Below are 14,392 nucleotides of genomic sequence, written 5' to 3'. Positions count from 1 at the left end.
ATTGCACAGACTGCTTTTAGTCACAACATAGAATATTTTTGTTTTTTGCGCTGTCTACTTGACAGGGGGCGGGTCATTGTGTGCCGTCCTTTTTTTATATCCAAAAATTTAGCCGTTCCTCTACATAAAAAAAGTGCAAAGCAAAAGGGCGACCAAAGGTCGCCCCTACATTAAAGTTGCGTATATTAGACTTGCAGAGAAATTTATTCCTCAGGACCCATTACCTTGACCATAACGGCTTTCTGTGCATGAAGTCTGTTTTCAGCTTCCTCGAATATCTCATTTGCGTGAGCCTCGAATACCTTTTCTGTTATCTCCTCCTCACGGTGAGCAGGCAGACAGTGCTGAACCATTGCGTCAGCCTTTGCAACAGCCATGATATCGTCGTTTATCTGATAGCCCTTGAATGCTATCTTTCTCTTTTCTGTTTCAGCCTCTTCGCCCATGGAAGTCCAAACGTCTGTGAACAGAACGTCAGCGTCCTTTGCAGCCTCAAGAGGAACGTCTGTCATTGAGAACTTGTCTCCGTAGCCCTTGGCAAATTCAAGAACCTCAGCAGCAGGCTGATAATCCTTAGGGCAAGCGATAGAAACTTCCATGCCTACCTTAAGTCCACCAACGATAAGAGAGTTTGCCATGTTGTTGCCGTCGCCTATGTAGCACATTTTCAGACCCTCGAAACGTCCCTTGAACTCTCTGATAGTCATAAGGTCAGCAAGCACCTGACAAGGGTGGCAGAAGTCTGTCAGACCGTTTATTACAGGGATAGAGCCATATTTAGCAAGATCCTCAACCTCTTTCTGCTCAAAAGTACGGATCATGATGCCGTCAAGATAACGTGAAAGAACACGGGCTGTGTCCTGAACAGGCTCGCCTCTGCCTATCTGGAGGTCACGGTTTGAAAGGAAAAGTGCCTGACCGCCAAGCTGATACATACCTGTTTCAAAAGAAACTCTTGTACGGGTAGAGGACTTCTGGAATATCATTCCGAGAGTTTTGCCTTTAAGAATGTGATGCTCGATACCGTTTTTGTTTTCGTATTTGAGTTGGTCTGCAAGATTGAGAATGTCGAGAATTTCCTCCTTGGAAAGGTCGAGCATTTTAAGTAAATGTTTCATAATATTTCCTCCGTAATTTGATTTTTATTTGGTATTGCGTATCAAACGGGCGAACACTGTTCGCACCTACACACTTTGTTATTTCTCGTCAAGAACTTTTTTCAGTATAGCAAGTCCCTTGTCTATCTGCTCATATGAGATATTCAGCGGTGGCAAAAATCTCAGCTTATCCTTTGCTGTGAGAATAAGAAGTCCGTTTTCAAAGCACTTGTTAAGCACATCAGCGGCTTTCTTGGTTTTGAGCCTTACGCCTATCATAAGACCAAGTCCGTCAACGCCTTCAACTTCGTCTATCTGGACAAGCTTTTCTCTGAAATATTCGCCCTTTTTGCGAACTTCTTCAAGAAATTCAGGCTTTGTCACCTTGTCAAGAACTGCGTTTCCGCCTGCGCAGGAAATAGGATTTCCACCAAACGTTGAGCCGTGTGTACCCTTGCCAAGTACCTCACTGCACTTCTTGTTAGCAAGGCACACGCCTATTGGAACACCGCCTGCAAGACCCTTTGCAAGTGTGGTTATGTCAGGCTTTACGTTGTAAAGCTCAGATGTGAGGAGCTTGCCAGTTCTGCCAACGCCTGTCTGTACTTCGTCGGCAATGGTGAGAATATCCCTCTTTGCACATTCAAGCATGATAGCGTTCACAAAGCTCTGCTGAAGAGGTATAACTCCACCCTCGCCCTGAACAAACTCGAACATTACAGCGCAAACCTTGTTGTCAAGCTTGTTGAGCTTGTCCATAAGATCGTCAATATCATTAGCGATAACATTCTCAAATCCACTAACGAACGGGAAGAAGTAGTTGTGGAAAACCTCCTGACCTGTTGCAGAAAGAGTGCAAAGCGTTCTGCCGTGGAAACTGTTTACAAGGGTGATGATGATATTTCTCTCAGCGTCCTTGCCGTATTTGTCAAAGCTGTATTTTCTTGCAAGCTTTATAGCGCACTCGTTAGCCTCTGCACCTGAGTTGCCAAAGAACATTTTCTCATAGCCTGTTGCCTCGCAAAGCCTTTTTGCAAAGTCAGCCTGTACCTTTGTGTAATAATAGTTTGAGGTGTGCTGTATCTTGTGTGCCTGCTCGCAGATAGCGTTCACCCAATCCTCGTCGCAGTAGCCAAGGCTGTTTGTGCCGATGCCGGAGCCGAAGTCGATATACTCTTTTCCGTCCTCGCCAACAGCCGTCTGACCATGACCGCTTTCCATAACAAGACCTATTCTGCCATAGGTCTGCATAACGTGTTCGTTGAACTGTTCTATGGTGTTCATTTTTATCACTCTTTTCAATATGTATTGATATTTTATATAAACTGTGTACCGATACCCTCGTTTGAGAGCAGCTCGATAAGTATCGAGTGCGGTACTCTGCCGTCAATGATAGTGGTCTTTTTAACGCCACGTCTTACGGCTTCAACACAGCAGTCTATCTTTGGTATCATTCCACCGCTTATGATGCCTTTCTTTTTGAGATAAGGTACATCGCTGACGTTTACCTGTGGGATAAGTGTGGAATCATCGTCCTTGTCCTCCAGCAGACCAACTATATCCGTCATAAGAATAAGTTTTTCCGCTCTCAAGCAAGAGGCTATCCTAGCCGCCGCAGTGTCAGCATTGATATTGTAAGACTGTCCGTCCTCGCCAACGCCAACTGTGGAGATTATAGGAACATAACCGTTGTTCAGTGCGTCAACTATAGGCTTTGTTGTTACCTTTTTGATGTCGCCCACAAAACCAAGGTCTACCTCGCTGTCAAGCTTCTGCGCAAGTATCATCTGCCCGTCACAGCCGCAAAGACCGAGAGCCTTTCCGCCGTGAAGCTGCAAAGCGCAAACAAGCTCCTTGTTTACTTTGCCGCAAAGCACCATTTTAACGATATCTATAGTTTCAGCGTCAGTGTATCTCAGACCGTTTATGAACTTGCTTTCAATGCCGACTCTTTTGAGCATTGCATTTATCTCAGGACCACCGCCATGAACAAGAACTACCTTTATGCCTACCTCGCTTAGAAGCACGATATCGCTCATAACAGCTTCTTTAAGCTCAGCATTTGTCATAGCGTTGCCGCCGTATTTTACAACGACTATCTTGTCATGGTATTTCTGAATGTGTGGCAGAGCGTCAATAAGTATCTGACTTCTGATTTTATTGCTTATGTCCATTTCTCATTCTTCTTTCCTATACTGATTTTATGTCTTAGCTTCTGTAATCGCCGTTTATCTTAACATAATCATATGTAAGGTCACAGCCCCATGCAGTGGCAGTGCCGTTGCCGTCGCCGATAGAAACGCTTATTGTGATCTCGTCCTCAAGAAGAACGGTCTTAGCCACTTCCTCAGAGAACTCTATGCCTGCGCCGTTGTGGCAAACGTGTATCTCTCCTGCCTTTGATGACAGTGAAACGTCCACCTTGTTTATGTCAAAATCAGCTTCAGCGTATCCAACAGCGCAGAGTATCCTGCCCCAGTTAGCGTCTGCACCGAACATTGCACACTTGAAAAGCGGCGAGCATATAACGCTCTTTGCAACGATGATAGCCGTGTCAAGGTCTTTTGCACCGGTAACTGTACATTCAAGAAGCTTAGTTGCGCCCTCGCCGTCCTTTGCGAGCATTTTTGTAATGTTCATCATAACGATATAAAGAGCCTTTTTGAACACCTCGTAGCTCTCACCCTCGGCTGTTATCTCAGGGTTTCCTGCAAGTCCGTTAGCCATAACAGCACAGGTATCATTCGTTGACTGGTCGCCGTCAACTGACAGGCAGTTATATGTTATCTTGACGATATCAGTAAGAGCCTTTTTGAGCATTTCGGAGGATACAGCGCAGTCTGTAGTGATAACATTTAGCGTAGTCGCCATGTTAGGGTGTATCATACCACTGCCCTTGCCCATGCCGCCAACGTGGCAGATCTTGCCGTCAAGCTCAAACTCAACAGCCACTTCCTTTTTCACTGTATCAGTAGTCATGATAGCAATAGCGGCTTTTTCGTTGCCCTCATAGGAAAGTCCCTCGTAAAGCTCGTCTATCTTAGCTTCGATAGGCTCGAGAGGGAGTATCTGACCTATGACGCCTGTCTGAGCGATAAGAATTTCTTCCGGCTTAACGCCCATTTTAGCGGCAGTCATCTCGCACATTTTGTAAGCCTTTTCCTCACCGTCAGCGTTGCAGGTGTTAGCATTTTTGGAGTTGAGGATAAAGCCCTTAGCCTTGCCGCCTGTTTTAGCAAGATTTTTCTGAGAAACAGTAACAGGAGCACCCTTGACCTTATTCTGAGTAAAAACGCCGGCGGCTGAACACATAACGTCAGACTCCACAAGGCAGAGGTCAGGTTTTTTTGTAGGGCTTTCCTTTATGCCGCAATAAAGACCGTTAGCCTTAAAGCCCTTTGCAGCACACACGCCGCCGTCTACATACTTATAGCCGTCGAAATTTTTCTTTGATATCTCTTTCATATTCAAAACTCCTTACAAAATTTTCACACTAATTAGATCAGGACAGATTTTTTCTATTAATTATTTCTGTAGGGGCGAACAGCGTTTGCCCGCTTATTTTTTCCGCACTTTTATATTCGCACTCATTGGTCGGGGATTGCTCTCCTTTGTGGGGGAGCTTATTGTCGCCGTTGGCGAGTCATTTGAAGACGCTTCGCTGTTCAAATGACAAAAGCGGCGGAGTTTTGTTGGTTTTTAGGCTTGGTTGAGAAATTTTACTTCGGTTTGTTTTATTTTTTTGTCCGCCGCTTTTTTTAGACCGTACTTTTGTGGAGGGGGCTCTGCCCCCTGTTGGGTTTGATTTTGCTTTTGGCTTTATTTTGCCCCCGCTGGGGCTGCTCGCCCCCGTCCCTCGGCAGGGCTAACGCCGCCCTGCACCGGCGATTTTTTTGTGCGGTGCTTTTGGTTTGTTTTTTGCTTTTTTGTTATTCCAGCCCCGTTGCTTCGTTTATCCCCAACATTATATTCATATTCTGTATTGCTGCGCCGCTTGCGCCTTTTCCAAGGTTATCAAATCTCGACATAAGCAATATCTGATCCTCATTTCCGCAGACGAATATCTGCATATTATTTGTTCCTGCCAATGTATTCGCTGCGATAAATCCGTCAGGAAGCGTTTTTGTTCCACCAAGCTCCATTACCTTAACGAAATGCTGACCAAGATAATGCTCCGCCATTATTTCATGGATATTCTCAGGTGTATACTTTTTTGTCAAACATCTTGTCACCAGCGGCACAGAAACAACCATACCATTATAATAGTCATCCACTATCGGATTGAACATAGGCTTATATTTAAGTCCGCACACCGCCTGCATTTCAGGGATATGCTTGTGCTTCTGCCCAAGTGCATACTGACGTGGAGAATACATTTCCTTTGTTTTATTATCGCTCTCCATAGCGGCTATCATTTTCTTTCCGCCGCCGCTGTAGCCTGAAACTGCATGGCAGGTAACAGGATAATCCTCAGGAAGCACTCCTGCCTTTACGAGAGGATAAACAAGGCTTATAAAGCCGCTTGCATAACAGCCTGGGTTTGCAACTCTTTTTGAATTGCGAATATTCTCTCTATGCTTTTCGGAAAGCTCAGGGAAACCATAGTCCCATGCAGGGTTTGTTCTATGAGCGGTAGAAGCGTCGATTATCCTAACATCAGGGTTTGTGCAAAGTGAAGCCGCCTCTATTGCCGCTGCGTCAGGCAGGCAGAGAAAAGTGATATCCGATGAGTTTATCATCTTTGCTCTCTCGTTCACGTCCTTGCGCTTTTCCTCGTCAATGAGCATTATCTCAACGTCATTTCTGTTCTGAAAACGCTCATATATCTGAAGTCCTGTTGTTCCTTCTTTTCCGTCAATAAAAACTCTTGTTTTCATTTTTCTTCATATCCTTCTATAAAACTTTATGATTTTGTCTGTCAATAATCTGTATGCTCATGCAAATGCAAACTTTTGTAGGGGCGAACACTGTTCGCCCGTTTGGCTGACAGCTCTTTAGCCGTCTGCATACTTTTAATTATCGTCCAAAATGTTCTTGTATTCAGGTTCTTTTTTCAGCTTTTTACGCTTTTTATCTTCCTTTGCGGCGTTTATTGCGTCCTTATCCGCAAAGCAGTTTCCAAGACCTGCGGCAAAGCCTGCGGTCAACACAGTGAGTACGATAAAGTTCGGCACTACCGACCTTGCCTCTTCCACGAAGATATATTCTATCACCGAAACCGCTATCATCACAGGCGCAACATACCATTTCAAGCCGTAGTTCTTAGCGTGTCGGTAGCAAGCCCACCATGTACACACAGGGTACACCACCGTAAATCCCACTGCAAACAGCGGATATATCACAAAAAGCTTAGCCGTAAAAAGCCACATTATAACTGTCGCAAGCTCCCACAGCACAAGATATAGCAATGCCGTCTTAACAGGGGAGCGGTGTTTATCAAAGCTTATTTCTGACATATTCTATCTGAGCTTTTACAGACTCAGGAGCAGGACCGCCTGCCGCTTTTCTCTGCATTACGCAGGTGTCAAGGCTGATAGCGTCATAAACGTCCTCGTCAAAGTTGTCAGTGAGCTTCTTGTACTCCTCCAATGGGAGAGTTTCAAGTGTACAGCCCTTTTCAATGCAGGTGTGAACGAGAGTACCTGTTATCTTATAGGCATCTCTGAAAGGCATACCCTTCTTAACAAGATAGTCAGCGCAGTCTGTAGCGTTTATAAAGCCCTTAGCTGCGGCGTTTCTCATGTTCTCAGGGATAACTCTCATTGTTGCAAGCATCGGATCGAAGGTTTTAAGACAAAGCTTAACAGTGTCGATTGCGTCAAAAATAGCTTCCTTGTCCTCCTGCATATCCTTGTTGTATGCAAGTGGCAGACCCTTCATCATAACGAGCAGTGTGTTAAGGTCGCCGTAAACTCTGCCTGTCTTTCCTCTTATAAGCTCAGTAACATCAGGGTTTTTCTTCTGTGGCATGATAGACGAGCCTGTTGCATAAGCGTCGTCAAGCTCGATGAATTTGAACTCCCATGAGCACCAAAGTATGATCTCCTCAGAAAATCTTGAAAGGTGCATCATAAGCAGTGAGATAGCCGAGCAAAGCTCAATGCAGAAATCTCTGTCTGAAACGCCGTCAAGGGAGTTCTGTGTTATCTCGCCAAAGCCAAGCAGATCGCAAACTCTCTGTCTGTTTATAGGATAAGTGGTCGAAGCCAGCGCACCGCTTCCCAAAGGCATGATGTTCGTTCTCTTGTAGCTGTCTTCAAGTCTTGAAATATCTCTCAGGAGCATATTTGCATACGCCATAAGGTGGTGAGCAAATGTGATAGGCTGCGCCCTTTGAAGATGAGTATATCCCGGCATAACAGTTGTGAGATTTTTCTCTGCAATGTCAAGGATAGTGTGTTCAAGCTTTTTCACAAGCTCGATTATCTCTTTTGTTTCGGCTCTGAGTATCATTCTCACGTCAAGTGCCACCTGATCGTTTCTTGATCTTGCCGTGTGAAGTCTTTTGCCTGTGTCGCCAAGCCTTTTGGTAAGCTCAGCCTCAACAAACATATGAACGTCCTCTGCAGTAGGGTCGAACTGTAATTTGCCCTCGTCGATATCCGCAAGAATACCCTTAAGTCCCTGGACTATTTTTTCGCTTTCGTGCTTTTCGATTATACCGCATTCGCCAAGCATTGTGGCGTGCGCCATAGAACCCTCTATATCATAGCGGTACATTCTTGCGTCAAAGGAAATAGATGAATTGAAATCATTGACTCTTTCGTCAACTTCCTTTGTAAATCTTCCTGCCCACATTTTTCCTGCCATTTTAAAACCGTCCTTTATGTTTATTTCAAGTTATCAAATATAAAAAATGTATGGGCAAAATGACCCCAAAGGATCATCCTGCCCCAATACATTTCAATAAGTGCGGATCAAATTTCCTTTTCGTGCTGTTCAAGCAGCTTCTGGATATCCACGCCGTTGATCTTCAGACCGTCTATCTTGCAATCGTTTATCTCAACGTTTGTAAGGTCACAGTGAATGAACTGTGAGTTCTTAAGATCAGGATTTTTAAACTCAACATTGTTCATGATAGAGCAGCCAAATCTCGAGTTGCTGAGATTTACGCCCAAGAACTTTGTGTTTACCATATACATATCTGCAAAGTCGCTTTCTTTCATGCTGACGTTGTTGAAATGTGTCTCGTCCATATTAACGTCATCGAAAACGGCTTCCTTAAGATTTACGTTCGAGAACTTTGCTCCGCCGAGGTTTACGTCCTCAAAAGAGGAGTTCGGCAGGCTGTCATAAGAGATCTCGACCTTCTTGTCTATTGCAGGCTCAAAAATGCTGTTGTTATCTGACATATCAAAACCTCCGTGAAAAATATTATACAAACTTTTTAAGGTTATACACCTTTATGCTCTGTTGACCAGAGCGACGCTATTAGTCCTTCTTAGCGTTTCTCTTCTGCTCGAGCTTAGCTCTTACCTTGATAGGCAGACCGAAGAGGTTGATGAATCCTGCTGAATCAGCCTGATTGTAAACATTGTCCTCATCAAATGTAGCAACTTCTTCATCATAAAGTGTGTATGGAGATGTTACACCTGCGTTTATCATGTTGCCCTTGTAAAGCTTGAGCTTAACGTCACCTGTAACAGTCTTCTGTGTTTCTGTAACAAATGCGCTCATAGCCTCACGGAGAGGAGTGAACCACTGACCATTGTAAACAATGTCAGCAAACTTGATTGAAAGATACTGCTTAACTCTTGCAGTTTCCTTGTCAAGTGTGATAGTTTCAAGAACTTCATGAGCCTTGTAAAGGATAGCTCCGCCCGGAGTTTCATAAACACCTCTTGACTTCATACCAACAAGTCTGTTCTCAACAAGGTCAGCAAGACCGATACCGTTTGCACCGCCAAGCTCGTTAAGCTTTGTAACAAGCTCCTTGCCGTTCATCTCAACGCCGTCAACTGCTGTTGGGATACCCTTTTCAAAGTGGATAGTTACATAAGTTGGCTTGTCAGGAGCCATGATAGGTGAAACGCCCATTTCAAGGAAGCCCGGCTTCTCATACTGTGGCTCGTTTGCAGGATCTTCAAGATCCAGACCTTCGTGTGAAAGGTGCCAAAGGTTCTTGTCCTTTGAGTAGTTTGTTTCTCTGTTTATCTTCAGAGGAATGTTGTGAGCCTCAGCATACTCGATCTCCTGCTCTCTTGACTTAAGATCCCAGATTCTCCAAGGAGCGATTATCTGCATATCAGGAGCGAAAGCCTTGATAGCAAGCTCAAATCTAACCTGGTCGTTGCCCTTACCTGTGCAGCCGTGGCATATAGCGTCAGCACCCTCTTTGATAGCAATCTCAGCTATTCTCTTTGCAATGATTGGACGAGCAAATGAAGTGCCGAGGAGGTACTGGTTTTCATAAACAGCGCCAGCCTGTACTGTTGGATATACATAATCCTCGATGAACTCTTCTGTAAGGTCCTCGATATAGAGCTTAGAAGCGCCTGTCTTGATAGCCTTTTCCTCAAGACCGTCAAGCTCTGTGCCCTGACCAACGTTTCCTGAAACAGCGATTACTTCGCAGTTGTTGTAGTTTTCCTTGAGCCACGGAATGATGATAGATGTATCAAGTCCGCCGGAATAAGCAAGGACAACTTTTTTGATCTCTTTTGCCATAACAAAATTCCTCCATTGTATGTAGTAAGTATGTTTGTATAATATTTTCACGGCTCTCATGCCGATAAAATTATTATACACCTTTATACAGCATTGTCAAGTGCTTTTGCATAAAAATTTTATATTTATACACATTTCAAGGCTTTTTAATGTATATTTTTAGACAATATACAATTTATTCTGTATAAACTTCAAAAGATATACATATCGAGTATTGTAACGGCATAAAATAAAACAGCTAAACCAAAAACACAAAAACAGCTTTACAAATACTTAATTCAATTATATCACTATTCTTCAAAAAAAGCAACACAAAAAAGCCCTGTTTTAACGATTTTTGTACAATATTTCAGGGTTTTCAAGGGGTTGCAATTTCATAAGAAATGATATATAATATACTCAGACGTCTTCTATACGATATTGGTGTACAATAAGTATGATAAGTCTGACATAATACTGAAAGGCGGTAATGAAAATGAGCAGTTTCAACGGTTTCAAAGAGGTAACAGAAAAGCTTGACGCCATTGACTTCAATCCATACAAAAAGATAGGCAAGGAGTGGTTTCTTGTAACAGCAGGCGACGAGAGTGGCTGGAACACAATGACAGCTTCATGGGGCTTTGCAGGCGTTATGTGGGGAAAGAACACCTTCACCACAGTTATAAGACCACAGAGATATACAAAGGAATTTATCGACAAGGCAGAATATTTCACCATAAGCTTTTTCAAAGAGGAGTATAAAAAGGCACTTTCATTCTGTGGCTCACATAGCGGACGTGACTGCGACAAGGCAAAGGAAACAGGTCTGACCCCTGTGTTCGTGTCTGAAAACGGCGTGGAGGTAACAGCTTTTGTGGAAGCTGATATGGTGCTTGTGTGCAAAAAGGCTTATGTTCAGGAGATGAAGCCTGAGTGCTTTGTTGATACTGAAAACGATGAGAAATGGTATTCTGATAAGGATTATCACTATCAGTATATCGGCGAGATAGTAAAGGCATTTGTCAAGGAATAATCTAAGCATATCTGCAAAGGATAGGTAGTAATGGTACGTCTGAATGATGATAAAGAAATGGTAAAGAGCATAAAAGAGGGGCTTAAACGCACAGGTGGCTATTGTCCGTGCAGGATACAGCGCACAGAGGAAAACAAGTGTATGTGCAAAGAGTTCCGTGAGCAGATAGCCGACCCGAATTTTGAGGGCTTCTGCCATTGTATGCTCTATTACAAAAGCAAAGACTAGAAAAGGAGCTGTGAAAAATGTCTGTAAAGGTCATAACAAAGGATAATTTTGAAAACGAAGTAATGCACTCGGAAAAGCCTGTCCTGCTTGACTTCTGGGCAGCATGGTGCGGTCCGTGCAAAATGCTTTCACCGTTGGTGGATAAGTATTCTGAGGAGGACAGTTCTGTAAAGGTGGGGAAGGTCAACGTTGACGAGGAAAACGAGCTTGCATCCGCTTTCGGTATCTCGAGCATACCTGCCCTTTTTGTTGTGAAACATGGCAAGGTAGTTGCTTCAACTGTCGGCTATATGCCTGAGGAGGATCTCAAATCTTTTGTGGCTTCGGCAAAGGCGAAGTAAAAACAGTTTATCATAACATAACAAAGTGTATGGGCGACCTGTGGTCGCCCATTTCTTTTGTTGTATCGTAATTGGACTATGAATACCTAAGCTTTGTCCATAAAATCTCGGGTTTTGTCCACTTGAAAGATATGCGGTTTGCTGTTATAATCAAGTATAGAAAAAATAAAATTTCGGAGGTATCTTCTATGCTTGATAAAGTGAACAGACATAATGTGTCGCTTCTTTCAGGACTTTTTCGTGAAAGAGCCGACCTTAACAGAAACTATCTTTTTGAGCTTGACTCCACTTGCCTTTTGCAGAATTTCTACCTAGAAGCAGGCGTTGTAATGCCGGGGCTTCAGGTGGCGAACGATCCTGAAGGAGCAAAGCTCCACTGGGGCTGGGAAGCTCCTACCTGCCAGTTGAGAGGTCATTTTCTCGGTCATTGGCTGTCTGCGGCGGCAGCTTATTGCGCTTCAAATGAGGATATTGAGCTTAAAGCAAAGCTTGATAAGATAATAAGCGAGCTTGCACGCTGTCAGAAGCTCAATGGCGGCGAGTGGATAGGCTCTATCCCTGAAAAGTATTTCGATTTGATGGCAAGAGGTCAGTATGTGTGGTCGCCTCAGTATGTAATGCACAAAACTGTCATGGGTCTTACTGACGTGTATAAATACACAGGCAATGAGCAGGCTCTTGACGTTGTGGGCAAGCTTGCAGATTGGTATGTTCATTGGACAGACGGGATGCTGAAACGTTCACCCGACGCCATCTATAAGGGCGAGCAAGGCGGTATGCTCGAAGTCTGGGCTGACCTTTACGGCATAACAAAAGACGAAAAGTATATGAAGCTTGCCGAACGCTACAGCGGAAACTGCGTTTTCGATACTCTTGATAAGGGCGGCGACGCTCTCACAAATGACCACGCAAACGCAGGTATCCCGCTTTCTCATGGTGCGGCAAGAATGTATGAGATAACAGGGGATGAAAAGTGGAAAACGCGCACAGAGAGATTTTTCAAGTGCGCTGTCACAGACCGTGGAACATACGCCACAAGCGGTGCAAACTCAGGTGAGTTCTGGGTGCCACCTCATCAGCAGGGTCATTTCCTTGGTGCGTCAGATCAGGAGTTTTGCACTGTATACAACCTCGTAAGAACTGCCGACTACCTCTTCAAGTGGACAGGTGACACAAAGTATGCAGATTATATCGAGCGTTGCCTTTATAACGGCTTTCTTGCACAGCAGAACGCTTCTACCGGTATGCCAACATATTTCCTGCCTCTTAAACACGGCTCAAAGAAAAAATGGGGCAGCAAGACCCACGATTTCTGGTGCTGTCACGGAACAATGGTGCAGGCTCAGACTCTTTATCCTGACCTTGTCTATTTTACAGACAGTGAGGGCGTTATTGTCAGCCAGTATATACCTTCAAAGGCTGATATCACAGTATCAGACAAGCCTGTTCATATTGAGCAGACAACTGATATGAAAAACTACAACAGCCAGACTTTCTTTGACGAACATTCTGACTTCACAATGTCACGCTGGTCAATGAAGTTTACAGTAAGCTGTGAAGAAAAGACAGCTTTTGTTCTGAAGCTTCGCCTGCCTGAATGGGTAAGCGGTGAGCCTGAAGTGACAGTGAACGGCAATGCAGTAAAGGCTGAGATCGCAAACGGCTATATAAAGCTGGCAGGTGAGTGGCAGAACGACACAGTTGGTCTTTTCTTCCCGTCAGAAATAAGAATGGAGCGTCTTGAAGATATGCCATACCTTGCGGCAGCAGTTGACGGGCCGATAGTTCTTGCAGGCATAACAGGCTGTGACTGCGGTCTACACGGTGACTACTCAAAGCCTGCCGATATTTTCGAGCCACAGATAGAACACACCTACAGCACATTCCCATGGAAGCAGAATGAGTATATCACAAAGGGACAGGAATATAACATCACATTCAAGCCACTTTACGACGTTATGGACGAGGAATACACAGTTTATTTCTCTGAGAAGAAGTAAGTTTTTATCAAACCTCCTGTAGGTGCAACCAGTGTCCGCTCACTTGTTTTATCAACCTTTAGTTAATATAAAATAAAGGCGATACCGCACAAAAAGCCGTGTGGTATCGCTTCTTTTATTTACTGTTTATATTCCTTTTCCTAAACGCCTCACGATATTGCATAGGCGTCATGCCCTCAAGCTTGCGAAAGGTCCTCATAAAGTATTTTTCGTCAAAAAAACCGCTTGAATAGGCGGTTTCCTTTATACTTATGCCCTCCGTTTCAAGAAGCCTTTTGGCGATGTCTATTCTAGTGCGGCTTAGATATTTTATAAGCGTACAGCCTGTTTCCCTCTTGAAGATAAGGGAAAGATATTCAGCGTTGTAGTGAAAATGCCGTGCTATCATCTCTGCCGTGAGCTTTTTCTGACAGTTCGATCTTATCCATTGGCAGATGTTGTATATCTTCGGGGATATCTCATGTTCATTCCCGGCGGCAAGATATTGCTGTGTTATCTCCATAAGAAGCATTGAAAGTGTGCAGACAGGGAGCATTTCAGTGTAAAGCCTTTCCTGTCGCTGATAGTCAAGAAGCTGTCTGAAAATGATGCTCACACGTCCAGGGTCTGCGGCGGTGAAATGCTCAGGGATAACGTATGCAAAGCCGCTCTCAGGACAGCTTTCCCCACGGGTTTTCGGAGCAGAGAAGTGTACCCACATATATGAAAGCCTGCCTGCGCATGGCTTTGTGCCCCAATGTTCTGTGCCGGAGGGCAGGAGGACATATTCTCCCGGACACACGGCAAGATCGGTGTCGTTCATTGTGATAAAAAGCGTCCCCTCTGTCACAAAAATAAGCACATCACAGTTAAGCGTTCTCCTGATGTGCAGAAAACCACCATCATTCTCAAGACAGCCGCAGGTGAAAAACCTAGGCTGTGGGCATTTTTCGTATATATTGAGCATTTTCTCACCCCTTTTTATCTGATTATATCACACCTTTTGCATTTTGTCACTAGGGCAAAATAAAAGCCCTGCAAAACGCAGAGCTTTTAAATATGATACTT

14 protein-coding genes are annotated in these 14,392 nt (G+C 44.2%); 4 read left to right on the top strand and 10 right to left on the bottom strand.

The genetic code is table 11. The annotated features are described in order from the left end of the window. Window positions 1-203: 203 nt before the first annotated feature. The 9 genes from argF to AB5Z01_RS12845 all read right to left on the bottom strand — a co-directional run bounded on the left by argF (window position 204) and on the right by AB5Z01_RS12845 (window position 9,764). Window positions 204-1,118 carry an ornithine carbamoyltransferase gene (argF, locus tag AB5Z01_RS12885; RefSeq protein WP_117939000.1) on the bottom strand — a complete coding sequence of 305 codons (915 nt, stop codon included), beginning with the start codon at window positions 1,116-1,118 and terminating at the stop codon, window positions 204-206. Between the two features lie 78 nt (window positions 1,119-1,196). After that, window positions 1,197-2,381, bottom strand: a complete 1,185-nt coding sequence (locus AB5Z01_RS12880; protein ID WP_368365589.1) for an aspartate aminotransferase family protein — start codon at window positions 2,379-2,381, stop codon at window positions 1,197-1,199. A gap of 32 nt (window positions 2,382-2,413) precedes the next feature. Next, window positions 2,414-3,271 (bottom strand): acetylglutamate kinase, encoded by an 858-nt coding sequence (gene argB, locus AB5Z01_RS12875; RefSeq protein ID WP_022288154.1) that lies wholly within the window; start codon window positions 3,269-3,271, stop codon window positions 2,414-2,416. A gap of 34 nt (window positions 3,272-3,305) precedes the next feature. Further along, entirely contained in the window at window positions 3,306-4,562 is a 1,257-nt protein-coding gene (argJ, locus tag AB5Z01_RS12870) for a bifunctional glutamate N-acetyltransferase/amino-acid acetyltransferase ArgJ (RefSeq protein WP_368365588.1), read from the bottom strand. Window positions 4,563-5,026: 464 nt separating this feature from the next. Next, window positions 5,027-5,974: an N-acetyl-gamma-glutamyl-phosphate reductase gene (gene argC / locus AB5Z01_RS12865; RefSeq protein ID WP_368365587.1), complete on the bottom strand. Its 948-nt coding sequence runs from the start codon at window positions 5,972-5,974 to the stop codon at window positions 5,027-5,029. Between the two features lie 135 nt (window positions 5,975-6,109). Beyond that, window positions 6,110-6,553 (bottom strand): hypothetical protein, encoded by a 444-nt coding sequence (locus AB5Z01_RS12860; protein WP_046439874.1) that lies wholly within the window; start codon window positions 6,551-6,553, stop codon window positions 6,110-6,112. Beyond that, on the bottom strand, window positions 6,534-7,907 hold the full coding sequence (argH, locus tag AB5Z01_RS12855) for an argininosuccinate lyase (protein ID WP_368365586.1): 1,374 nt from the start codon (window positions 7,905-7,907) through the stop codon (window positions 6,534-6,536). Before argH ends, AB5Z01_RS12860 begins: the two co-directional genes overlap by 20 nt. Before the next feature lie 107 nt (window positions 7,908-8,014). After that, window positions 8,015-8,449, bottom strand: a complete 435-nt coding sequence (locus AB5Z01_RS12850) for a pentapeptide repeat-containing protein (RefSeq protein WP_022288149.1) — start codon at window positions 8,447-8,449, stop codon at window positions 8,015-8,017. A gap of 79 nt (window positions 8,450-8,528) precedes the next feature. Beyond that, on the bottom strand, window positions 8,529-9,764 hold the full coding sequence (locus AB5Z01_RS12845) for an argininosuccinate synthase (RefSeq protein WP_038672450.1): 1,236 nt from the start codon (window positions 9,762-9,764) through the stop codon (window positions 8,529-8,531). 475 nt (window positions 9,765-10,239) lie between these two features. Between AB5Z01_RS12845 and AB5Z01_RS12840 the strand changes: the two genes are divergently transcribed. The 4 genes from AB5Z01_RS12840 (at window position 10,240) to AB5Z01_RS12825 (ending at window position 13,345) form a co-directional block, all read left to right on the top strand. Continuing rightward, a complete protein-coding gene (locus AB5Z01_RS12840) occupies window positions 10,240-10,776 on the top strand; it encodes a flavin reductase (protein WP_278339713.1) in 537 nt (178 codons plus the stop codon). 30 nt (window positions 10,777-10,806) lie between these two features. Beyond that, on the top strand, window positions 10,807-11,004 hold the full coding sequence (locus tag AB5Z01_RS12835; protein WP_022288146.1) for a ferredoxin-thioredoxin reductase catalytic domain-containing protein: 198 nt from the start codon (window positions 10,807-10,809) through the stop codon (window positions 11,002-11,004). A gap of 17 nt (window positions 11,005-11,021) precedes the next feature. After that, window positions 11,022-11,345, top strand: coding sequence for a thioredoxin (gene trxA, locus AB5Z01_RS12830; RefSeq protein ID WP_287215113.1), 324 nt, complete (start codon window positions 11,022-11,024; stop codon window positions 11,343-11,345). Between the two features lie 188 nt (window positions 11,346-11,533). Further along, entirely contained in the window at window positions 11,534-13,345 is a 1,812-nt protein-coding gene (locus tag AB5Z01_RS12825) for a beta-L-arabinofuranosidase domain-containing protein (RefSeq protein ID WP_287215114.1), read from the top strand. 115 nt (window positions 13,346-13,460) lie between these two features. On the opposite strand, the gene AB5Z01_RS12820 is transcribed toward AB5Z01_RS12825, so the two are convergent. Continuing rightward, the gene (locus AB5Z01_RS12820) at window positions 13,461-14,291 is read right to left on the bottom strand and encodes an AraC family transcriptional regulator (protein ID WP_022288143.1); all 831 of its coding nucleotides are present in this window, start codon (window positions 14,289-14,291) and stop codon (window positions 13,461-13,463) included. Window positions 14,292-14,392: the final 101 nt, after the last annotated feature.

Origin of the sequence: Ruminococcus sp. RTP21359st1_H3_RTP21359_211015 (assembly GCF_040909065.1) — a bacterium.
Classification (GTDB): Bacteria; Bacillota; Clostridia; order Oscillospirales; family Ruminococcaceae; genus Hominimerdicola; species Hominimerdicola aceti.
The sequence above is the reverse complement of the archived record's forward strand: the minus strand, read 5'-3'. Positions and strand labels throughout refer to the sequence as shown.